Source organism: Vibrio sp. Makdt (genome assembly GCF_027587015.1).
Lineage (GTDB): Bacteria > Pseudomonadota > Gammaproteobacteria > Enterobacterales > Vibrionaceae > Vibrio > Vibrio chagasii_B.
On the sequence record NZ_JAPPTH010000018.1, the window covers coordinates 88659 to 111299 of the forward strand.

The 22641-nt window shown below is 43.7% G+C and carries 25 protein-coding genes; 14 read left to right on the forward strand and 11 right to left on the reverse strand.

What is annotated here, in order from left to right; all coding sequences use genetic code 11:
• From OH460_RS19775 to OH460_RS19785, 3 genes are all read left to right on the forward strand, one after another.
• Entirely contained in the window at positions 1 to 516 is a 516-nt protein-coding gene (locus OH460_RS19775) for a regulatory protein ToxS (protein ID WP_008223800.1), read from the forward strand.
• Between the two features lie 110 nt (positions 517 to 626).
• The gene (locus OH460_RS19780; protein ID WP_269999237.1) at positions 627 to 1382 is read left to right on the forward strand and encodes a sulfite exporter TauE/SafE family protein; all 756 of its coding nucleotides are present in this window, start codon (positions 627 to 629) and stop codon (positions 1380 to 1382) included.
• Between the two features lie 50 nt (positions 1383 to 1432).
• Entirely contained in the window at positions 1433 to 1711 is a 279-nt protein-coding gene (locus OH460_RS19785) for a SelT/SelW/SelH family protein (RefSeq protein ID WP_157372401.1), read from the forward strand.
• Positions 1712 to 1735: 24 nt separating this feature from the next.
• Here OH460_RS19785 and yfcE read toward each other — a convergent pair whose 3' ends face one another.
• Genes yfcE through OH460_RS19810 form a run of 5 tightly spaced genes read right to left on the reverse strand, consistent with a single transcriptional unit; the run spans position 1736 to position 4598 of the window.
• The gene (yfcE, locus tag OH460_RS19790; RefSeq protein ID WP_269999238.1) at positions 1736 to 2281 is read right to left on the reverse strand and encodes a phosphodiesterase; all 546 of its coding nucleotides are present in this window, start codon (positions 2279 to 2281) and stop codon (positions 1736 to 1738) included.
• 47 nt (positions 2282 to 2328) lie between these two features.
• On the reverse strand, positions 2329 to 2736 hold the full coding sequence (locus OH460_RS19795) for a CBS domain-containing protein (RefSeq protein ID WP_128159755.1): 408 nt from the start codon (positions 2734 to 2736) through the stop codon (positions 2329 to 2331).
• Positions 2733 to 3083 (reverse strand): P-II family nitrogen regulator, encoded by a 351-nt coding sequence (locus OH460_RS19800; protein WP_004737873.1) that lies wholly within the window; start codon positions 3081 to 3083, stop codon positions 2733 to 2735. The genes OH460_RS19795 and OH460_RS19800 overlap by 4 nt, the downstream gene beginning before the upstream one ends.
• Positions 3073 to 3867, reverse strand: coding sequence for a DUF1538 domain-containing protein (locus OH460_RS19805; protein ID WP_269999239.1), 795 nt, complete (start codon positions 3865 to 3867; stop codon positions 3073 to 3075). The genes OH460_RS19800 and OH460_RS19805 overlap by 11 nt, the downstream gene beginning before the upstream one ends.
• Positions 3864 to 4598: a DUF1538 domain-containing protein gene (locus OH460_RS19810; RefSeq protein ID WP_269999240.1), complete on the reverse strand. Its 735-nt coding sequence runs from the start codon at positions 4596 to 4598 to the stop codon at positions 3864 to 3866. Before OH460_RS19810 ends, OH460_RS19805 begins: the two co-directional genes overlap by 4 nt.
• Positions 4599 to 4902: 304 nt before the next feature.
• Between OH460_RS19810 and OH460_RS19815 the strand changes: the two genes are divergently transcribed.
• The 6 genes from OH460_RS19815 to OH460_RS19840 all read left to right on the forward strand — a co-directional run bounded on the left by OH460_RS19815 (position 4903) and on the right by OH460_RS19840 (position 10027).
• Entirely contained in the window at positions 4903 to 5817 is a 915-nt protein-coding gene (locus OH460_RS19815; protein ID WP_269999241.1) for a TIGR01777 family oxidoreductase, read from the forward strand.
• A 43-nt stretch (positions 5818 to 5860) separates the two neighbouring features.
• The gene (locus OH460_RS19820) at positions 5861 to 6688 is read left to right on the forward strand and encodes an SDR family oxidoreductase (protein WP_269999242.1); all 828 of its coding nucleotides are present in this window, start codon (positions 5861 to 5863) and stop codon (positions 6686 to 6688) included.
• 398 nt (positions 6689 to 7086) lie between these two features.
• Positions 7087 to 7941, forward strand: coding sequence for a co-chaperone YbbN (locus OH460_RS19825; RefSeq protein ID WP_269999243.1), 855 nt, complete (start codon positions 7087 to 7089; stop codon positions 7939 to 7941).
• 204 nt (positions 7942 to 8145) lie between these two features.
• Complete coding sequence (locus OH460_RS19830; protein WP_008224544.1) at positions 8146 to 9075, forward strand: SPFH domain-containing protein; 930 nt, start codon at positions 8146 to 8148, stop codon at positions 9073 to 9075.
• A gap of 3 nt (positions 9076 to 9078) precedes the next feature.
• Positions 9079 to 9528, forward strand: coding sequence for an NfeD family protein (locus tag OH460_RS19835; RefSeq protein WP_269999244.1), 450 nt, complete (start codon positions 9079 to 9081; stop codon positions 9526 to 9528).
• Between the two features lie 319 nt (positions 9529 to 9847).
• The gene (locus OH460_RS19840; protein WP_004737863.1) at positions 9848 to 10027 is read left to right on the forward strand and encodes a hypothetical protein; all 180 of its coding nucleotides are present in this window, start codon (positions 9848 to 9850) and stop codon (positions 10025 to 10027) included.
• A 64-nt stretch (positions 10028 to 10091) separates the two neighbouring features.
• Here the strand turns inward: OH460_RS19840 and cueR are convergent, their stop codons facing one another.
• The 5 genes from cueR to zipA form a co-directional block, all read right to left on the reverse strand.
• Entirely contained in the window at positions 10092 to 10484 is a 393-nt protein-coding gene (gene cueR, locus OH460_RS19845) for a Cu(I)-responsive transcriptional regulator (protein ID WP_269999245.1), read from the reverse strand.
• Between the two features lie 93 nt (positions 10485 to 10577).
• Positions 10578 to 11384, reverse strand: a complete 807-nt coding sequence (locus OH460_RS19850) for a DUF2057 family protein (protein ID WP_061034180.1) — start codon at positions 11382 to 11384, stop codon at positions 10578 to 10580.
• A gap of 98 nt (positions 11385 to 11482) precedes the next feature.
• Positions 11483 to 12622 carry a porin gene (locus OH460_RS19855; protein ID WP_061034181.1) on the reverse strand — a complete coding sequence of 380 codons (1140 nt, stop codon included), beginning with the start codon at positions 12620 to 12622 and terminating at the stop codon, positions 11483 to 11485.
• A gap of 523 nt (positions 12623 to 13145) precedes the next feature.
• The gene (gene ligA, locus OH460_RS19860; protein WP_269999246.1) at positions 13146 to 15158 is read right to left on the reverse strand and encodes an NAD-dependent DNA ligase LigA; all 2013 of its coding nucleotides are present in this window, start codon (positions 15156 to 15158) and stop codon (positions 13146 to 13148) included.
• 92 nt (positions 15159 to 15250) lie between these two features.
• Positions 15251 to 16312 (reverse strand): cell division protein ZipA, encoded by a 1062-nt coding sequence (gene zipA, locus OH460_RS19865; protein ID WP_269999247.1) that lies wholly within the window; start codon positions 16310 to 16312, stop codon positions 15251 to 15253.
• Positions 16313 to 16540: 228 nt separating this feature from the next.
• On the opposite strand from zipA, the gene cysZ reads away from it, so the two are divergent.
• From cysZ to crr, 5 genes are all read left to right on the forward strand, one after another.
• Positions 16541 to 17299, forward strand: coding sequence for a sulfate transporter CysZ (gene cysZ, locus OH460_RS19870; RefSeq protein ID WP_269999248.1), 759 nt, complete (start codon positions 16541 to 16543; stop codon positions 17297 to 17299).
• Between the two features lie 237 nt (positions 17300 to 17536).
• The gene (gene cysK, locus OH460_RS19875; protein WP_008224684.1) at positions 17537 to 18505 is read left to right on the forward strand and encodes a cysteine synthase A; all 969 of its coding nucleotides are present in this window, start codon (positions 17537 to 17539) and stop codon (positions 18503 to 18505) included.
• A gap of 302 nt (positions 18506 to 18807) precedes the next feature.
• Complete coding sequence (locus OH460_RS19880; protein ID WP_004734263.1) at positions 18808 to 19065, forward strand: HPr family phosphocarrier protein; 258 nt, start codon at positions 18808 to 18810, stop codon at positions 19063 to 19065.
• A gap of 136 nt (positions 19066 to 19201) precedes the next feature.
• Entirely contained in the window at positions 19202 to 20926 is a 1725-nt protein-coding gene (ptsI, locus tag OH460_RS19885; RefSeq protein ID WP_269999249.1) for a phosphoenolpyruvate-protein phosphotransferase PtsI, read from the forward strand.
• Positions 20927 to 21032: 106 nt separating this feature from the next.
• On the forward strand, positions 21033 to 21542 hold the full coding sequence (gene crr, locus OH460_RS19890) for a PTS glucose transporter subunit IIA (RefSeq protein ID WP_004737851.1): 510 nt from the start codon (positions 21033 to 21035) through the stop codon (positions 21540 to 21542).
• 729 nt (positions 21543 to 22271) lie between these two features.
• On the opposite strand, the gene OH460_RS19895 is transcribed toward crr, so the two are convergent.
• On the reverse strand, positions 22272 to 22641 hold a 370-nt coding region (locus tag OH460_RS19895), incomplete at its 5' end, for a flagellin (protein ID WP_269995361.1).

A 22641-nucleotide genomic window follows, 5' to 3' on the forward strand; every position in this document is an offset into this window, starting at 1 on the left:
ATGAAATTAAAAGTATCTATTATATTACTGGTTCTTTCTGCTTTTCTAAGTGGTTGGTTGTATTGGGGTAGTGACGCAAAAGTAGAGCGCCTACTTACCTCACATGAGTGGCAATCAAAAATGGTGACGCTGATCAGTGATACCAAGCAAGCGGATTCAATCGGTCCACTGCGTAAAGTTGAGCTGTCATCAAATGCTAAGTATCTACCAAACGGTACGTATCTGAGAATGTCGGTGGTAAGGCTATACGGCACACAAACCGCACCAGCTAACGTAATCAACATTTCAGAGACGGGTCAGTGGGATATCAACGACAACTACCTACTGGTTTCGCCAACTGAGTTTAAAGATGTTACATCGGCTCAGCGCCAAGACTTCTCTCAAGAGCAACTAGAGCTTATTACTCAAGTAATCAAGATGGATGCAGAGCAAAGTCGTCGCATCGATATTGTTAACCCGAAAGCACTGCTACTGACTAGCTTAAATCACGGTTCTACCGTATTGTTTTCAAACTAACATTGGATAGCTATTTACGACATATCGATGGATGAATACCATTCAACGATAAACCTAATAAGGGGCATGAAGCCCCTTTTTGTTATCTTAAACTCAAAGATAAAAACTCTATGGATTGGATAAACTCACTCGCCTTATTCTTTGGCTCATTAATCGCCAACACACTTGCCTCCTTATCAGGTGGCGGTGCTGGGCTTCTACAGTTCCCACTACTCATCTTTCTAGGGCTACCCTTTTCAGTTGCACTGGCTACCCACAAAGTCGCTAGCGTCGCTCTTGGCTTAGGCGCCGCATATACCCATATCAAGGGTGGCACGTTAAGCTGGAAAATTTGTATCTACCTGATTATCGTCGGCAGCATCGGAGTGGTCGTTGGCGCGAATATCGTACTCATGATCCCAGATGCCATTGCACAAAAACTGCTTGGCACAATGATCTTAGCCCTGGGCGTTTACTCACGCTTAAAGAAACAGCTGGGGCAAGAAGAACAGCTTAAAAACCGAGATATGAAAGGCTGGACAGTTGGCGGGATTGGGCTTGCACTCATTGGTATAATTAACGGTTCGCTCACAGCAGGGTCCGGTCTGTTAGTTACCCTATTTCTGGTTCGTTGGTTTGGTTTTACTTATAAACAAGCCGTCTCATTAACCATGATATGTGTCGGTTTGTTCTGGAATGGCATCGGTGGTATTGCCATTGTTCAAGCGGGTGCACCAATATACTGGGTATGGTTACCCATATTACTGCTGAGTTCATTCATTGGTGGGAGCTTAGGCGCTGTTCTGGCAAACCGCTCGAGTAATCAACTCGTCAAAACGGCTTTCGAAATATTGACGTTTGCCGTCGGCATCAAACTATTGCTTTAGAATTTTCAAGGTTATCTATGAATACAGAGTTAGATCAAAACAACCCTACCGTGGCAAAAGCAACAATAGCGATACACTACTGCCGTCAATGTAATTGGATGCTTCGCTCAAGTTGGTTGTGTCAGGAGCTACTTCATACCTTCAGCGAAGAGATTGAACAAGTCAGTTTACACCCAGATACCGGTGGACGATTTGAGATCTTTTGCAATGGGATACAGATATGGGAAAGAAAAGCGGACGGCGGCTTTCCTGAAGCTAAAGTTCTGAAGCAAAGAGTGAGAAACATCATTGCTCCAGACAGAGACCTCGGCCACGTGGATTCAAAATAAACCCATGACGGCCAGTTCTATGATTTAAAGCTGGCCGCTAACCAGTACATCGCCGTCAAGGCTGATCACTTTGAAGGTACCATTCTCGTAGATACCATAGCTTGCTGCATGCCCTTCTCGTGGGAACGTCACCGAGCTAGGGTTAAAAATGAAGATGTCATCTTGGTACTCAGCAACTGGGATATGGGTATGGCCATGAGCAATGATATCACCCGCTTTCAGTGCTGGTCGTTTCGTTGTGTTATACAGGTGACCGTGAGTTAAGAAGATACGTTGGCCTGACTCTAGTAACACCCATGAGTAATCCATCATCATTGGGAAAGAGAGCAGCATCTGATCGACTTCGCTGTCGCAGTTACCACGGACAGCAACGATCTCTTGGGAGAACTCGTTCAGCTTGTCTGCAACAGCAGGCGGGTTGTAACCCTCTGGAATCGGATTTCTAGGGCCATGATTCAGAATGTCACCCAGTAGGATTAAATATTGGGCACCCGAAGCTTGGTATAGCTCTAATACCTTTTCTGTTGCTGGTAGCGAACCGTGTAGGTCTGAAGCAAAAAATAATTTCACACGTACTTCTCCATAAAATTTATGGGTCTATTGTACGTACCTATCGGCTATACGTCATCTCTCACCATACCGTTGATAACAATATTATTGTAACTAACCATACCGACAATCTTATTATCACGGACCACAGGCGCACGGCTAATACCAAAGCGTTCAAACAAGCGCGCACAGTACTTAACATTCATCTCGGCAGACACGCTTAACGCGGGCTTAGTCATGATTTCATAAATATTAGTACGTTCAGGGGAGCGATTTTTGGCCAATACTTTTTTGGCAATGTCGTTCATCAACACAATCCCGTATTCATCATCTTCATGACGCTTATCCACGATGATCGCTTTTACTTTGTGCTTTTTCGCCATTTCTATCGCTGCTAACACTGTGGTTAGGCCATCGATAATCACATAGGTATTGGCCATTACATCGCTGACTCGGATTTTGTCACTGGTATTCATAGCTCGTCCTCTACGACTTTAGTTAATGTTTCGACTTGATGTGCAACCCCAACCGCGTCTTCGACATCGATTTGCACCGCTATTCCTTGCCCTGATTCTTGGTCGAACTCCCCGACTTTTCCTATCGTCTCTAAAATATGTCGGGCTAAATGCTCCTCAACAACAAACAGCAGCACATCTTTTTGTACCTCAAGCGTCAAACCGAAGAAGGTACGTTTTTGGTTTAGCCCTTGCCCTCTAGCATTATTGATAACGGTGGCCCCCGTCGCGCCTGCATCACGCGCCGCATCGAGCACGATGTCAGTCTTACTCTCTTCAACAAACGCTAAGATCAATTTAAAGCGCATCTTTACTCTCCTCAGAGGTGTGTAAACGGTTTAACCATTGTGTTATTTGGGCATAGCCCATCACTGAAATAATCGGAAATAAGCTAGCAAAGGCGATTAACCCAAAGCCATCGATCACCGGGTTCCTCCCAGGTACGGTTGACGCCAGGCCGAGCCCTAATGCTGTGACTAATGGCACAGTGACCGTCGATGTGGTGACACCGCCTGAATCATAAGCCAAAGGCACAATCAGTTTGGGCGCGTAAAACGTTTGGATCACCACAACGACGTAGCCAACAATGATGTAGTAATGAATAGGATCACCAGCCACAATCCGATAGCTGCCCAGCGAGATACCGATAGCAACGCCTAATGCCACGGCAATCCTCAGTCCGTTAACACTGATACTGCCACCAGAGACTTGATTCGCCTTAATGGCAACCGCTATCAATGAAGGCTCTGCTATCGTGGTACTGAATCCGATACAGAACGCAAAAAGATAGACCCAGTAATAATCAAACCATGTTAGGGCTAAGCCAGAACTGATTTTAAATTCAGTAAGAAAAGACGGCTCCGTTAACTGCATCGCCATCGTCTCTCCTAAAGGAAATAAGGCCAGTTCTAGCCCCATCAAGAAAAGAGACAAGCCAAGAATGACGTAAAAGAACCCTATCAATACTTTGGGCAGGTTGTTGACTGGCCTGCGTAGCACCGCCAATTGAAAACCAAATATGATCACCGCAATCGGAATCACATCCATCACGGTGCCAAGAAAGGTATCGATAAACTGTTGAACACTGATCATGTCACCACCATTCCATAGACCATGACAAACATCATCGGCAGCAGTGAAGCGAATGCGATCAATCCAAAACCGTCGATCATCGGATTACGCCCTTTAATGGCTGAAGCCAAGCCCACGCCTAATGCCGTCACCAACGGAACGGTGATAGTTGATGTGGTGACGCCGCCAGAATCATACGCTATGCCAATGATATTTTCGGGGGCAAAAGCAGTGAGCACCACCACACCAATATAGCCACCGATGATCATGTATTGAATTGGCCAACCTTTTAGGATCCGAAGTACCCCAAGTAATATTGCGATACCTACCGACAATGCGACGGTGAAACGCAGGCCGTCGGCGTATTCTTCCATTTCATCATTAGAATTAGGTATTACACCGCCCTCGGCCGCCACTTCTGCTGCTTCTGCCGCCACCGCAGTTAAAGCAGGCTCCGCTATGGTTGTTCCAAAGCCCAGGCAAAAGGCGAAAGTCAATAACCAGAATACGCTACCCTTGCGGGCAAAAGCTTGCGCCATAGATTCGCCGATCGGGAAGAGCCCCATTTCAAGCCCGAAAATAAAGAAGGTAAGCCCGAGAACCACCAGCACTAAACCCGTTAAAATAGACAGCAGATGCGGAAGCGGCTCTTGTAAAACAACAAGCTGGAAGAACGCGATCACCGTAACAATAGGCAATAAATCACGAAGGCTACCCAACATAGCTCGAAACAAAGCTAGCACTGCCGTCATCGCAACTCCCTATCGCCAATAATTACGTTTGATTATCTATCCGTAATAATCATGGCAAATCCTTATTATTTCTAATGTGATAAACATTACGCAGTTGGTAACATATGCGAGTAAAATCTCTTAACTGTGATAACGGTACACATATCTAAACTAATGAATTAAATTTCACTGTTTAACCAATTGTTGGTGCGGCCATTTAAGTATCACACGATTGAAACCAACTGATCGTTATAGTGATTTTTTCGTATTGGTTGGCGACTAAAAACAAGCCATGTCTATAATTATGTTTAATAAGGAGATTGGTATGAAGATATTGTTAACTGGTGGTACTGGATTTATTGGCTCTGAATTGATCAAGAGCTTGAACACTGACGACGTTACATTGCTCACGCGCAACCCTGAAAAAGCGAAACAATGCCTAAGCCACCTGAACCAAAACAACCTTCATTATATCCAATCCCTTGATGAGCTAAATGACCTCAACGATTACGATGCAGTGATAAACCTTGCTGGTGAACCTATTGCAGACAAACGCTGGAGTGATGAGCAAAAAGAGAGGATCTGTAGCAGCCGCTGGCTGATCACAGAGAAGATCGTCGAACTCATTCAAGCAAGCACAACACCACCTGAAGTCTTTATCAGCGGATCTGCCGTCGGCTACTATGGCGACCAGCAACAGCACCCATTTGATGAATCACTGCAAGTCGAAGACGAGAGCTTCCCTCATAAAGTTTGTGCTCACTGGGAAGAAATTGCTAAACGAGCCGAATCAGAGAACACTCGCGTTATCCTATTAAGAACAGGGATTGTTTTGGGTGAAAACGGTGGCGCACTCAAAAAGATGCTGATGCCTTACAAGCTTGGTATTGGTGGTCCATTAGGGTCAGGTAAACAGTACATGCCCTGGATTCACATGCTCGACATGGTCAGAGCCATCAATCACTTGTTGTCACTCCCCCACGCTCAAGGGGAATTCAACATGTGCGCTCCGCACCCTGTGACCAACAAGCAGTTCAGTAGCACCCTCGCGAAACAATTGCGTCGCCCACATTTCTTATTCACCCCCAAATGGGCGATGTCGCTACTAATGGGCGAGTCGTCCTGCCTACTGTTCGATAGCATTCGTTCCAAGCCTAAGAAGTTAACTGAGATGGGCTTTATATTCAGTTACTCAAGAATCGAGCCTGCATTAAAAAACTTGTTACAACATCAAGACTAATTCTTTACTCTAAGAGCAAAGAAGTTCTTACAAAGGATTAAGTGTGAACAAGTCGATTCTCATCACTGGTTGCTCAACTGGCATTGGCTACACCTGTGCTCACGCACTTCACAAACGCGGCTTTCATGTCATCGCATCTTGCCGCGACCCACAAGACGTTCAACGTCTTCAAGAAGAAGGCCTCACCTGTATCCAGTTGGATCTTGCCAACAAGGGAAGTATTGAGAACGGAGCTAAGCAAGCCATAGAGCTAGCGCCAAATGGGTTATATGGACTGTTCAACAATGGCGCGTATGGTCAGGCCGGTGCCTTAGAAGATCTACCGACGCAAGGGCTAAGAGAACAGTTCGAAACAAACTTCTTTGGTTGGCACCACCTCGTTTGCCAAATCCTGCCTCATATGCGAGAGCGAGGCGAAGGGCGTATTGTCCAAAACAGTTCGGTACTCGGCTTTGCTGCGATGAAATATCGTGGTGCGTATAACGCATCAAAATTCGCAATTGAAGGTTGGACAGACACTCTGCGTTTAGAGCTGCATGGCAGTGGCATACACATTTCATTACTGCAGCCCGGCCCAATCGAAACCCAATTTAGAACCAATGCCTTAAAAGCTTTCAATAAGTGGATCAGCATCGAGGGCAGTGTTCATCAAAATGCTTACCAAAAACAAAAAGACCGACTTGAGAAAGAGTCATCGAATAACGCGTTTGTTTTGCCTGCTGAAAGCTGTATCGAACCTGTTTATAACGCGCTCACAGCCAGTAAGCCAAAGTTAAGATACCGAGTCACCACTCCCACTAAGGTGTTTGCTGTATTAAAAAGATTACTTCCGAGCCGCTTGCTAGACCCTATTCTCAGAAAAGCCGCATAAATTACTAACTTTGAATGAACAGTCGCAAACTTTAATGTAACGATGTAATTTATTCGTAACAATAAGATGTCATGATTTAGCCTATCTCATCAGTTATCCCCAATTGATGGACTAGCCCTTTGGATACTTCATGACTTTAAACCGCCTTAATTTGGTAGGTCTGAGTCTGGCAATTACGTTGTTTATTCTGTTTTGAGTATCTTACGTAATACCTCACTGACCACCTCACAGATAACGCTGTGTCTTCCATGTCGAGTTAACAACTCTATCAACATTGAAGCATGGCGTTTTTCTATTTTTGCCTCTTTTTATCCGAGATTACCCAGTTAGATCTTGAAGTTACCCGCTTATCCCCCCATATTTGCAACGTATCCCAAAACAAATCTCAAGGAACGTAAATGCAATCTCCGCATATTGTTGAACTTAATGAGCAGAACTTTCGTCAAGTACTAGAAGGTTCGATGCAGACCCCTGTCCTCATCCATTTTTGGGCACCAATGAGCCAAGAGAGTGCTCAAGTCATTCCTGAACTACAAACCTTAACTCAGCAATACAATGGTGCATTCACGCTCGCCCTATTAAATTGCGAACAAGAGCAAGCCATTGCTAGCCAATTTGGTGTTCAAGCACTGCCTACTATTGCACTGTTTGTTAACGGTCAACCTGTCGATGGCCTAGGTGGCCCGCAACGCATAGAAGCAATCGTGGAAATGCTTAGCAAACACCTTCCAAGCCAAGATGAATTGGCACTACGCCAAGCACTTGAGCAGATGCAAGCCGGTGAGCACACTCTAGCTTTAGCGGCTATGCAGCAGCTTCCAGCAGAACTAACGAGCAAAGGTGAAGTTAAACTAGCAATTGCAGAGTGTTTACTAGAAACCCAGCAATTTGACCTTGCAGAAGCTCAGCTAGCAATAATTCCACTCGAGTACCAAGACAACTACTACAAAGGCTTAGTCGCCAAGCTTGAACTTCATAAGCAAGCTGCCGATAGTCCAGAGATCCAAGCATTAGAAGCGGCGCTGCAGCAAAACCCAAGCGATGCGAAAACCGCGTCAGAATTGGCACTGCAATACCATCAAGTAAACCGTAGTGAAGAAGCAATGGACCTACTGTGGTCTTTCCTAGTCAAAGACCTCAATGCTCTTGATGGAGACATGAAAAAAGAGTTCATGGATATCCTAAGTGCACTTGGGCAAGGCAATCCTGTTGCTAGTAAGTACCGCCGTCAGCTTTACTCTCTGCTTTACTAATTAGGCTCCTTGATTCCTAAACAGTAAGTAGTCAAATACAAAATCGACAAAGCAACTCATAAGCTTTTTGAATGAAAAACTCGTAATGGGCCATAAAATCAATGTTTTATGGCCCATTTCTCATTTATAAATTTGCTCCCACTTTAAATATGCGCCAGTATGAGTAATAAATAATTTGACACTTAAACTTGCAAAGGACTTTGTATGCCTATCGATACTTTGATTACTATTGGCGTCTTTACTGTCGTCGCACTGCTCTTTATTTTCGCTGGTGTAAAAACCGTACCACAGGGTAATAACTGGACGGTAGAGCGCTTCGGCCGCTACACACACACACTAAAACCAGGCCTTAACTTAATCATTCCGTTCATTGATAAGATCGGTCAACGAATCAATATGATGGAGCGAGTTCTTGATATCCCCGCGCAAGAAGTTATCTCTAAAGACAATGCCAATGTGGTTATTGATGCGGTCTGTTTCGTACAAGTGATTGATGCACCGCGAGCAGCGTATGAAGTCAATGACCTCGAGCACGCGATTCGTAACCTAACTTTGACTAACATTCGTACGGTACTGGGTTCAATGGAACTTGATGAGATGCTAAGTCAACGTGACATGATCAACACCAAGCTTCTTAACATCGTGGATGAAGCCACCAACCCGTGGGGCGTAAAGGTTACCCGTATCGAAATTAAAGACGTACAGCCACCAGCAGACCTGACGGCTGCGATGAATGCTCAGATGAAAGCGGAACGTAACAAGCGTGCCGATATCTTAGAAGCAGAAGGTGTAAGACAAGCTGAGATCCTTAAGGCTGAAGGTCACAAACAATCAGAGATCCTAAAAGCTGAAGGTGAAAAGCAAGCCGCAATACTTCAAGCAGAAGCACGTGAACGTGCGGCAGAAGCAGAAGCGAAAGCAACAGAAATGGTATCAACCGCAATTGCACAGGGTGACATGCAAGCCGTGAACTACTTTATTGCACAAGGCTATACCGAGGCATTGAAGTCAATTGGACAAGCAGAAAACGGTAAGATCATCATGCTACCACTTGAAGCGACTGGCCTAATGGGCTCTGTTGCTGGTATCGCAGAAATGTTCACACACAAGAATGATACAAATAGTAAGGACTAACTTATGGTCGAATTACTAGAACAAGTAAACCACTGGCATTGGCTGGCGTTTGGTCTAGCGTTGCTTGCACTTGAACTGGTTGGAACCGCTGGTTACTTTTTGTGGATAGGCATCTCAGCCATGTTGGTCGGTGCTCTTTTGGGTGCTCTACCAATTGGTTGGCAGATGCAATGGCTATCCTTTGCTAGCTTCTCCCTAATCACCACTTGGTTATGGTGGAGAAGACAACTATCTAGTGATAAGCAGTCAGATTCAAATAGAGAGCTCAACCAAAGAGAAAAGCAGCTGGTAGGTCAGACGCTAATCCTTAGTGAAGACGTAAAGAAAGGTAGCTGTCGTATTAAATTCGGAGACTCTTCTTGGTCAGCGAAAGCTAGCCAAGATATTCCATCTGGCACAGAAATAAAGATTATTGCTTTAGACGGAATAGTTCTAATAATAGAACCTTTATAGTTTATTGATATATAAAGCCTGCATTTTCAATAAATGCAGGCTTTTTTAGTTTTTATTCATCAATAATATTTTAAATATCATTACGATAGATTTAATTGATAACAAAATAAGTTCTTATTTCATAAAGCTAAAAAATTTGAATGAATCCAAAAGGCATAAGAAAGCCAAGTTTGTTAGCCAAAATACATATGAATAGTTCGTCTCACTATCGCTTAATTATAATTATTAAAAATGTTAAGTCCGTCGAATTTTTGAAATTTTCTTCACCTTGTCCATACTTTCACTTATCTCAATCGGAGATAAAACTAACGGAGTTTGTATGAGACATTTTCTAATCATTGTTACGGCTATTTTTAGCTTGTCATTCGGAAGCGCTCTAGCGAGCAGTCAATCACCAGGTAACGGTAATATGGGACCTATTGTTAAGTGTTCAGATGGTAACGCGGTCACTCATGTACCACTACTGATCTGTAAACATTACGGCGGAAAAGTGCTGTGATAAGTGGTTAAGTCAGGCTAGTAACATCATTTACAGCCTGACTGATATTTATTACTGAAATGGTCTAAGGACGGCCAGATAAATTGTTTAAGATAGGACAATCCGTAGAGGCGTCACCTGGGCAGTCGTGTACCCAAGATTGCAATTGAGCCTTCATTTTATTGAGCTCCGCGAGCTTCAATTCTATTTCGTCTAACTTCTGAGTCGCTTTCTGTTTTACTTCGAAACTTCGCCTATTAGGGTTCATAGCTAGCTCAACCAAGGATTTACACTCATCCAGTGTGAAGCCAACCATCTTTGCTCTGAGCACAAATTCTAGCTGCTCGATATGAATCTCGCCATATTGCCTGTAGCCATTTTCTGAACGATGTGGCGGACTCATCATGCCTTTACTTTCGTAAAAACGAATGGATTTCGCTGTTGTACCAACACGTTTCGCTACTTCACCAATATTCACAATGTTACCTGTAAGCTTAAAATGAAAAACCGCAGTACTGCTGTTATACAATACTGCGGTTGAAAAACATAGTTTGAGGCTTAGGTTAAAGGCTTACTCTTGCTCTAACAACCAAATCATCGTCTGAGATTTTTCTTCGTTGTCTAATTTATTGAACCAGTAAGAAACCATTTCGATCTCTTTTGAGCCTTCTAGTGGTGCTGGGTTCGCGTTCTTACGATTCTTGAATGCCCAATCTGTCACTGCAGATTGCTCTTCTTTGGTTGCTTCACCATACCAGTAATTCACCATCTCTTGCGCTTGTGATGCTTTTGGCTCTTCAGCAGCTACTGCTGCTACTGGAACAGCCGCGACTGGAGCAACCGCGATAGCTGTATGATTATTTGCACCGTTATAAATTGTGTCGATGTACGCTTTCGGCACGATAAAAGTCGTACTCATTACTGAGTTTTGGCCTTCAAGCGTAAATTCTAAATTCTTTTCTCTTGCTTGCTGGATATCAGCGTCACTTAGTGGAAATTTAATATATTGAGTCTTAGTACAGTGCTCGCTGCAGCTTTCTCTTGGTACTTGTCTATCTTCTAGTTCTATCGTCTTGCCAAAAAAACTAACCGTTTCGTACTCTTTGTAACTTTGGAAGTAACTTACATCCATGGTAATTGACGATTCTGGGGCAGTATTCGGTGTTACTTCTTTATTGTATGTAAAATAAAGCGACGACTTGAGAATGTCTGCGCCTACATTTGCTCTATTTTCTGCTACGTAAGATTGACCGGTTACTTTAATGTAACCACCTTTGGGCTGTACATCAGCAACTGAGTCTGCAAAATTACTTTGTGAATCGAGTGAACTACAAGCTCCCAAAAATAATGATAATACGACTACACTAACTTTATTCATTATGACTAATTCCTTATGTTCACTATGGAAAAACGCTGGCAAACAAAATTTACCAGCGTTTTGATTTTTATCTAACTGTTTAAGCTAAAGATTCTAGCTTAGAAACCGTATTCAAGACCAACGCGAGTTACGATATCTGTATCAGCGTCACCAACAGTACGACCCGCTACACGTAGGTAAGGTACGAAACCGTTATGAACAGCCATTAGCTGACCAGAAATAGTGTTGCTGTCTGAGTTAGCATCTTTAGAACCATTTGTTTCAGACTCAAGGTTAGCTGCGTAACCTAGTTTGAAACCGATTGGACCATTCCAGTATTGACCGATGATAGAGTAAGAATCTTGAGTCACTTTACGGATGCCGTTGTCTAGCTCTTCGCCTTTATATGCTGCAGCGAAACCGAAACCTGCTGGTAGGCTAGCTTCAAAACCAACGATGTATGCGAATGTGTCGTCATCGTAACCAGCTACAGTATCAGTTAGGTAAATTTCACCTTTAGGCGTAGTTACGGTGCCGTTTGCATCTTTAATATCTTCTTGAGCTACAACATACTCACCACCAGAAGCCGCAACTACACGAGTACCAGATTCAACCGCACCCATGAATGTGATTTTCTCAAAGCTGTATTTAGCACTTGCGCCAACGAAGTTTGCATCACGAGTCGCTGCACCACCACCATTGTCGTTATCATCACGACCAACAGAAGCTGCAAAAGAGAAACCGCCAAATTTAGCTGAATCGTAACGAACTTGGTTAGATTGACGATCGTAGTGACCGTTGATGCCGCCCCAATCGAATACAGAACCTAGACCAGGGTTAGAGAATGGCCAGTCGACGATTTCGTATAGTGGTGTCAGAACACGACCTACACGTAGGTTACCCCAAGAGCCAGAAGCACCGATGAAAGTATCACGGAAACCTAGCACACCACCTGAAACACCACCGTGAGACCAGTCTGTGCTATCTACGTAGCCAGATTCGATCTGCATTGTGATTAATACATCATCAAACATATCTTTATGAGCACGGAAGCCGATACGAGATTCGTTCTCTACAGCGTAACCAGTACTAGAGTCGTTGTTATCAGTTGTGTTGTAGTTAACTAGAGAGATAGCTGCAACACCGTATACGTCAACGTTGAAGTCAGAGTTGATACCAACTTCTTTCGCCATTACGCCTGTCGATAAAAGTGCAACGGATGCACCTAGTAGAGTACGTTTGAAAAATTTGTTTTCCATGGAATAAAACTCCTAAAAATGGATATAGCTGTTTGAATATTCCCCACCTAAAGTTGGCCGCCGTAGAGAGAAATACCTTTTCTTGTTTGAGAATCCTTAACGCTGAATTCTCTATTTCCTTTCTGGGTATACACATCGTGCATCCATGGCATTAAGACTAACTTCGCCCTCAAAAAGATCAATGAGAACTTAATTTTCATCTAAAAAAATATGAGTTGGTGCAAATTTACCATGTACTTAGTGATCCAGATCGATAAATTTGAAAGGCCACACACAATAACACCTAAAACTATATAAAACAGCGACTTAAGATAAGGTGCCTTTTATAAAAATAGATATGACTCGCATTTCCAATACAACTAGAGCGCTATTTCATTAATGTTGAGCGCCGTCACTGTCCTGATTTTGTAGTTCGTATAGGAACAAAATTCTCAACAATTAAAAAGCCACCATTTTTATAACAGACACAAAAAAGGCACTCTCTTGAAAGGAGTGCCTTTGAGCTTTTTTTACCTGAATTTACTTACGAAAGAAGAGCAATTAGATCTTCTTCGGTTCTTATTTCGATACCTAAATCTTGTGCTTTGGTTAATTTAGAACCTGCTGATTCTCCGGCAAATAGGATATCGGTTTTCTTAGATACGCTACCTGTTACTTTGGCACCTAACGCTTGAAGTGCAGCTTTCGCTTCGCTTCGGCCCAATTGAGACAATGAACCTGTTAGCACAACCACTTTGCCTTCTAGAGGCAATTCTTGGTCATCTGGCGCATCTTCAATAACAGGCCAGTTCACGCCTAGTTCGATAAGCTGTTCAACGACCGCTCGGTTTTTCTCTTGTGAGAAGAAAGCCGTAATATGACTAGCAACGATGTCGCCAATATCGGACACCTCAACAAGCTGTTCATGAGTTGCCGCTTGAACGAGCTCTAATGTCTTGAAATGCTGTGCTAAGTTCATCGCAGTCGCTTCACCGACTTCACGAATACCGAGTGAATAAAGGAAACGCGCTAACGTCGTATCTTTCGCTTTGTTCAGCGCACTCACCACGTTCTGTGCCGATTTCGGCCCCATACGGTCAAGCACCGTAATCACACCTGCACTGAGTTTAAATAGGTCCGCTGGTGTCTCGACCATTTCACGATCAACAAGCTGCTCTATTACTTTCACGCCCAGACCATCAACATCAAGCGCCTTTCGAGATACAAAGTGCTTAAGTGCTTCTTTACGCTGAGCCTGACACACCAAACCGCCAGTACAACGCGCTACAGCTTCCCCCTCTACGCGCTCAACCGCAGAGCTACATACAGGGCATGCATCAGGGAAAACGATGTCTTTAGCCGTCTCAGGGCGACGGTCTTGTACAACCGCGACAATCTGTGGAATCACATCACCAGCACGGCGGATAATAACGCTATCACCTACCTTCACACCTAGACGAGCAATCTCATCAGCGTTGTGTAGCGTTGCATTACTCACCGTCACACCACCCACAAAGATAGGCTCCAGTTTAGCTACAGGCGTAATAGCGCCGGTACGGCCTACCTGAAACTCAACATCGTTAAGCAGGGTAATCTCTTCTTGAGCCGGGAACTTGTAAGCAATCGCCCAACGAGGGGCTCTAGCAACAAAGCCAAGCACTTCTTGTGCCGCGATATCATCGACTTTGATCACCACGCCATCGATCTCATAAGCCAGAGCATCGCGACGCGTCATGATATCTTGGTAATACGCTTTTACATCCTCAAGTGAGCTAAGCTGCTTCGTCTCAGGACACATAGGTAAACCCCAACCTTTCAGCTGCAAGAAGCGTTGGTAGTGGCTAGTTGACAGCTCTGCACCTTCAACCACACCTACGCTGTAAGCATAGAAAGCTAATGGGCGTTTTGCGGTAATACGAGAGTCCAGCTGACGCAAACTACCTGCTGCTGCATTACGCGGGTTAACAAAGACTTTCTCGCCTTTCTTCAGCGCCATTTCGTTCAGTTTATCGAAGCCGGCTTTTGGCATGAACACTTCGCCACGCACTTCAATACGTTCTGGCCAACCTACGCCTTGTAGCTTAAGTGGAATTGAGCTAATCGTACGTACGTTTTCAGTAATGTTTTCACCCGTTGCGCCATCACCACGAGTCGCCGCTTGAACTAATGTCCCGTTCACGTAAAGCAAGCTCACCGCAAGGCCATCGAGTTTAGGCTCACAACAGAAAGTCTTAAGGTTAGCGGTTGGCGCCCTATCGGACATACGCTTATTGAACGCATCTAAGTCTTCATCAGAGAATGCATTATCCAAAGAAAGCATTGGGATCTCGTGAGCCACTTGTGTGAAGCCATCTAGTGGCTGACCACCAACACGTTGGCTCGGTGAGTCAACCGTTACGAGCTCTGGGTTCTCTTCTTCGATCTTTAGCAACTGTTGCATTAATCGATCGTACTCAACATCAGGGATCTCTGGGCTATCTTCTACGTAATAACGAACGGCATGATAGAGCAGAGTTTCTCTTAACTGCTCTAAGGTCACTTGAATCGATTCTTTCATATCATTCTCTGTCGTGATTGAAATATCAAAAAGGGCTCCCTTAGGAGCCCTTTTCTATAAATATAGATTATTTACTAGGCTAAACAATATGGCTAAGCATTCGCTGCCGACATGAAGTCTCTAATCTGTTTGCGATAGTCTGATAAACGGTTTGGTGTCATTAGGTTGCGTGATTCATCCAAAACGTTTCCGCCCATATCATCAGCAATCTTCTGTGCCGCACTCAACATCACATTGAAGTTTTGATCAGCTTGACCATAGCATGGCAATGTCATGAAGAACGAAATACCTTTAGTCGTAAAGTCAGCTGGATCATCATGCTCTAAAGTACCAGGCTGCATCATATTTGCGACACTGAAGATAACCTTAGGCTCATCAGCTGATTGTGCAAAGCAGTGGTAAATAGACATCTCACCGTAAGTTAAGCCATTGTTCTCCATGCTGCGGAAAAGTTCAGTACCAACAAATGGGATCTCTCCAGCACAGTGAACATTAAGGACAATCACCTCTAAGCCTAACTCTTCATCTTGCTTTGTTTCTTCAACAGGAGCTGCTGCTTGTGGAGCAACACTCTCTTTTGCTGCGAATGGTTCACTTGCAGTAAAAGTTTGTTGTGAAGCCATTGGCTCACTTGCGACTACAGGCTCTTCAACTTGTTCAGCTGCAACTTCTTCAAAAGAACCGTACTGCTCTTTAAAACCTGCATGGCTCTCTTTTTGCTCGTCGGTCAGTTCGAAGCTAGGAACCTCTGGTTCTACCGCTTGTTCAGCATCTTCCGGTTCGCTATCAACCTTGATAGGGTCTTCAACACTGAAAGAAGGCAAATCATTCAACTCGATATCGTCTTGTTGCTCTTCTTTTGATTGTGGTGCTGTAAGCGGATCTGAATCGATCAGCGGATCAGTCGCAGATGGCGATACCGCAAAATCCGGCTCTTTACGCTCTTTTCGGATTATTTCAAAATCATCTTCTGGGGCGAATGAACGGTTTGGGATGGTTTCAGCATCGTCTAAGCTATCATTATCTAGCTTGCCAAGTGGCTTATCTCCAAACTTTGCTTTCCCTTCTTTTTTACTCGTCCACAATCCGTGGAACAATAATGCGGCGATAGCTAGTGCGCCAACAATAATGAGTACAAATCGCAATTCCTGCATTTTTCGCTCTCAGCTTTCTTAGTCAACTAGCGGCAAAACGCTGTCACTAAGTTGGGTTAATTTGACCAATCTCACTACTCTATCAAAAGTAGCCACTGTTTTAGAACAACTTAATACAATTAGTTCCTTAGATGGTGTGATTTTCACCACGCTTTTTTTCTTAATTTCGGTCGAGTACACTAGACGTGTTTGCTATTTAACCAAATTCACATGTGACCTTAATTAAATATGACTATTGAATCTGTTCCCCGCTCCGGCTTTGGCTATTTTGTTTTCGGAATAAAAATCGCGTTGTCACCGAGCATTCGTAAATTTGTGCTACTTCCTCTTATCGCTAACGTCCTGCTGGTTGGTGGTGCGTTGTTTTATATCTTCTCTAACTTAAACACTTGGATTGAAGGCTGGATGGAAGGTTTACCAAGCTTCTTGTCATGGTTGTCCTATATCTTATGGCCACTATTGGGGTTAACTGTCTTAGCAACGTTTTCATATTTCTTTAGCACCCTTGCCAATTTCATTGCAGCTCCTTTTAACGGTTTGCTCTCTGAAAAAGTCGAAGAGCTACTTAGCGGCAAGAAAGTCAATGATGATGGCCTACTTGATGTTCTTAAAGACACACCGCGTATTTTAGCAAGAGAATGGCGCAAGCTTGTCTACGTTCTGCCAAAAGCGATCGGTTTATTCCTACTTTTGTTAATTCCAGCACTAGGACAAACCGTTGCACCGTTTTTATGGTTCATCTTCACCGCGTGGATGTTAGCGATTCAATACGCCGACTACCCATTCGATAACCATAAAATCAAATTTGATGACATGAGAAATAGTTTGAAACAAAAACAAGGCAAGAGCTATAGCTTCGGCGCGCTTGTTTCCGTGTTCACTACTATTCCAATTTTAAACCTGATTGTAATGCCCGTAGCCGTATGTGGTGCAACCGCGATGTGGGTTGCTGAGTTTAAAGACCAAGCTCTACGCTCTCGTCTATAGTTCTTGTATCTACCCCTGCCTACACTTCCTAGTTTCGCCTATCTTTTTGAAGTTCTGATTTCAATAAAGATAGGCGTCAATTCTGCTACATATCTATATGATATAACTTTTTAATCCTTTTACCTTTTTTTCAACTTGTTTAATCTAAATTCAAGCTGAACAAACATCGAAAGACACTAGACGGTAAATTGATTGATATACTACGTTTAGTTCTGTCATTAAATGAAGGAATATCGCATGAGCAAGATCTACGAAGACAACACCCTAACGATTGGTAATACACCTCTAGTCCGCCTAAACAAAGTAAGCAAAGGTAACGTCCTAGCTAAGATCGAAGCTCGTAACCCAAGCTTCAGTGTTAAGTGTCGTATCGGTTCGAACATGATCTGGGAAGCAGAGAAAGCAGGTACCCTTAAGCCAGGCATCGAGCTTGTTGAACCAACCAGTGGTAATACAGGTGTTGCACTCGCATTCGTAGCTGCAGCGCGTGGTTACAAACTTACACTAACTATGCCTGAGTCAATGAGCTTAGAGCGTCGTAAGCTGCTTAAAGCGCTTGGCGCAAACCTAGTGCTAACTGAAGCACCAAAAGGCATGAATGGCGCGATTGCTAAAGCAGAAGAGATTGTTGCTTCAGATCCAGACAAATACCTACTACTACAACAGTTCAACAACCCAGCTAACCCACAGATTCACGAACAAACAACAGGTCCTGAGATCTGGGAAGCAACAGACGGCGAGATTGACGTGTTTGTAGCTGGCGTAGGTACAGGCGGTACTATCACTGGTACAAGTCGTTACATTAAAGGTGAAAAAGGCAAAGCCATCACTTCTGTCGCTGTAGAGCCAGCAGAATCTCCAGTAATCGCACAGGCACTTGCAGGTGAAGAAATCAAACCAGCTCCGCACAAAATCCAAGGTATCGGTGCCGGTTTCATCCCTGGAAACTTAGATTTAGAACTTATCGACCGCGTCGAGTCAGTAACTTCTGAAGAAGCAATTGAAATGGCTCAACGACTAATGAAAGAAGAAGGTATTCTTGCAGGTATCTCTTCAGGTGCAGCAGTAGTAGCCGCGAACAGAATCGCTGAACTACCTGAATTTGCAGGAAAAACCATTGTCACTGTACTTCCAAGCTCTGGTGAGCGTTACCTAAGTACAGCGCTATTTGCAGGTATCTTTACGGAAAAAGAGAACCAACAATAATATGTGGTCAAATCAATTTTTCGTCCAAAAAAGCCCCGTTTAGGGGCTTTTTTGTTGATCCCTGCCCCACCTTTGGTAATATCGGGTCTGTTTTATTTTTCGCTTCAAAATAAAAGAAGCAATAAACAGATTCTGAAGGTCGTGAGTCCTCAACAAAAGATGACCATGGCTGGATAAAAATTTATAACCAGTCTAAGTTCTAACACGAACATGGCGTACTAGCCTCTAGCGCATTTGGGCTAAAGCAGTTAAGCTAAACTGGTTACAAACTTACAAAAAATAAATTAATTGGGGTATATAAAATGTACGAGAAGCAAGTAGAAATCACAGCAGAAAACGGTCTTCACACTCGTCCAGCTGCACAGTTCGTTAAAGAAGCAAAATCTTTCGACGCTGACATCACAGTGACTTCTAACGGCAAAAGCGCTAGCGCGAAAAGCCTGTTCAAACTACAAACTTTAGGCCTAGTAAAAGGTACTAACGTAACTATTTCAGCTGAAGGTCCTCAAGCTCAGCAAGCAGTTGACCACCTAGTTGCTCTTATGGATCAACTACACTAATACGGTCTCCTTCTTTCAAAGCCATTTTGCATAGCAAAGTGGCTTTGTTCGAAATAGATAGGAATAAGCGCGACATTAGTCGACGACTTAAAGTCACACACTCTCCCGTTTACAGTTGAACAACTAAGGTAAGGCTATGATTTCAGGCATCCTAGCATCTCCTGGTATTGCTTTCGGTAAAGCACTACTACTTCAAGAAGATGAAATTGTCCTAAACACTCAATCTATCTCTGACGACCAAGTTGAAGCAGAAGTACAGCGTTTCTTTGACGCTCGTAACAAATCTTCTCAACAACTTGAAGTTGTTAAGCAAAAAGCACTTGAAACTTTTGGCGAAGAAAAAGAAGCAATCTTTGAAGGCCACATCATGCTGCTTGAAGATGAAGAGCTAGAAGAAGAGATTTTAGCACTCATCAAGAAAGAAAAAATGCACGCAGACAACGCGATCCACACTGTGATCGAAGAGCAAGCTTGTGCGCTTGAATCTCTTGATGATGAGTACCTAAAAGAACGTGCAACTGATATCCGCGATATCGGTACTCGTTTCGTTAAAAATGCTCTAGGCATCAACATTGTGTCTCTATCAGACATCAGTGAAGAGGTTATCCTAGTAGCTTACGACCTAACGCCATCTGAAACTGCACAAATCAACCTAGACTACGTTCTTGGTTTCGCTTGTGACATCGGCGGTCGTACATCTCATACTTCAATCATGGCACGTTCTCTTGAGCTTCCAGCTATCGTTGGTACTAACGATATCACTAAGCAAGTTAAGAACGGCGACATGCTTGTGCTAGACGCGATGAACAACAAGATCATCATCAACCCTTCTGAAGCTGAACTAGCAGAAGCTAAGAAAATCAAAGCAGATTTCGAAGCAGAAGCGGCTGAACTAGCAAAACTAAAAGATTTGCATGCTGAAACTCTAGACGGTCACCGTGTAGAAGTTTGCGGCAACATCGGTACAGTAAAAGACTGTGACGGTATCCTGCGTAATGGCGGTGAAGGCGTTGGTCTGTACCGTACTGAATTCCTATTCATGGACCGTGACGCGCTTCCTACTGAAGAGGAGCAATACGTTGCTTACAAAGAAGTAGCTGAAGCAATGAACGGTGAGTCAGTGATCATCCGTACTATGGATATCGGTGGCGATAAAGATCTACCATACATGGATCTTCCACAAGAGATGAACCCATTCCTAGGCTGGCGTGCAGTACGTATCAGCTTGGATCGTCGTGAAATCCTACGTGACCAACTACGTGGTATCCTACGTGCATCTGCACACGGTAAACTACGCATCATGTTCCCAATGATCATTTCTGTTGAAGAGATCCGTGAACTGAAGAAAGCAATCGAAGAGTACAAAGCTGAACTTCGCGCTGAAGGCCTAGCTTTCGATGAAGACATCGAAATCGGCGTAATGGTTGAGACTCCAGCAGCTGCTGCAATCGCACACCACCTAGCGAAAGAAGTATCTTTCTTCTCTATCGGTACTAACGACCTAACGCAATACACTCTTGCAGTAGACCGTGGTAACGAAATGATTTCTCACCTATACAACCCGCTATCTCCTGCTGTTCTTACAGTAATCAAGCAAGTGATCGACGCATCACACGCTGAAGGTAAGTGGACTGGTATGTGTGGTGAGCTTGCTGGTGATGAGCGTGCAACACTTCTTCTTCTTGGTATGGGCCTAGATGAGTTCTCTATGAGCGGCATCTCTATCCCTAAAGTTAAGAAAGTAATCCGTAACTCTAACTTCGCTGAAGTTAAAGCTATGGCTGACGAAGCACTATCTCTACCTACAGCTGCTGAAATTGAAGCTTGCGTAGAAAAATTCATCGCTGAGAAATCTCAGTAATCGCCAAATTCTTAATAAAGTTAGACGGCTAAAAATAGTCGTCTAATTTGTTAGATTGGTATAGTATATTCTACAGAATAAAACTAAACGTTAGGAGCATGACACAATGGGTCTGTTTGACAAACTGAAAAAGCTTGTATCTGATGACAGCGCTGATGCTGGTGCAATCGAAATCATCGCACCTCTTTCTGGTGAAATCGTAAACATCGAAGATGTGCCAGATGTAGTTTTCGCTGAGAAAATCGTTGGTGACGGCATCGCGATCAAACCAGCTGGCGACAAAATGGTAGCTCCAGTTAACGGTACTATCGGTAAGATCTTCGAAACTAACCACGCATTCTCTATCGAGTCTGACGACGGTGTTGAGCTTTTCGTTCACTTCGGTATCGATACTGTTGAACTTAAAGGCGAAGGCTTCACTCGTGTAGCTGAAGAAGGTCAATCTGTTAAAGCTGGTGACACTATCATCACTTTCGACCTAGCGCTTCTAGAAGAGAAAGCGAAATCTACGCTTACTCCAGTTGTTATCTCTAACATGGACGAAATCAAAGAGCTGAACAAGCTTTCTGGTTCTGTAACTGTTGGTGAAACTCCAGTTCTTAAAGTAACTAAGTAATTTCGATTACTTATCTGCTTTAATAAAACGCTGCCTAAGGGTGGCGTTTTTTGTGCCTGTTATATTCGCATGTTAGGTGACTAATTACTCTCCCCCTCTCTGACAGCGAAATCCCCCTCTTTTGCAGCACCCTTTCACGAATATAGATCCCTGATATCTCGCTCGACTCGATTCTGGGATGACGGAAGTTCAGTTGAGCTGATGTACAGATAAGTACCTTTACCTTCCTAATTTCGAAAGAGTCTCCTCTTAAGAAACAGTTCCCTTAAATCTCGTTCTACTCAATTCTGGAATGGCGGTTAGTTCTCAACTAACTTATGAAAGCTTCACGAATCCGAAAAAGAAGCCTGAAATACCAACCTCTCTTTCAAAAGCGAAACTCCTAATTCCTAGTTCTACTCGGTTCTGGAATAACGTTAAAATCCTTTTTTTTACTGAGCCATTACTTGCTCAAACCAATCGTACTCATTTTACAAAGCAATAAGATCATCATCGTCCAATTCCCGTCATTCCCTACAGGGAGGGACGCCCGTGATAGGGAATCTCGCTTGGTACCCACAACCCTAATTGGAACCTTGAAAGCACACTTTTGCCATTCACAGAAAAGCAAAAACCCAGCCGAAGCTGGGTTTGTTTAGCGCTCATCTCTCACCACGAGCTAATTTGTGGAGGCCTTACGTTAACGCTTTGTCTCAACAACGCTTATAGTCAACGTGGCTTTTTAATCGATTAACCTAGTAGGCTAAGTGCCGAGTTCGGCGCTTGCTTCGCTTGAGCAAGAATCGAGCTTGAAGCTTGAGAAAGGATCTGAGACTTAGTCATCTGAGTCGTTTCTTTCGCGAAATCGGTATCTTTAATACGGCTCTTAGATGCGTTAACGTTCTCGTTAATGTTGTCTAAGTTGCTGATAGCGTGGTCAAAACGGTTTTGGAAAGCACCTAGCTCTGCACGGTGGCTGTCTACGTACTTAAGTGCTGCATCGATTACTGCTACAGACTCTTGTGCGCCGCCAACAGACGTTACGTCGATAGTATCAACGGTTACGTCTTTACCCGCTTGAATGCCTAGCTCACCAGCAAGACCGCCAGAGAAAGAAACA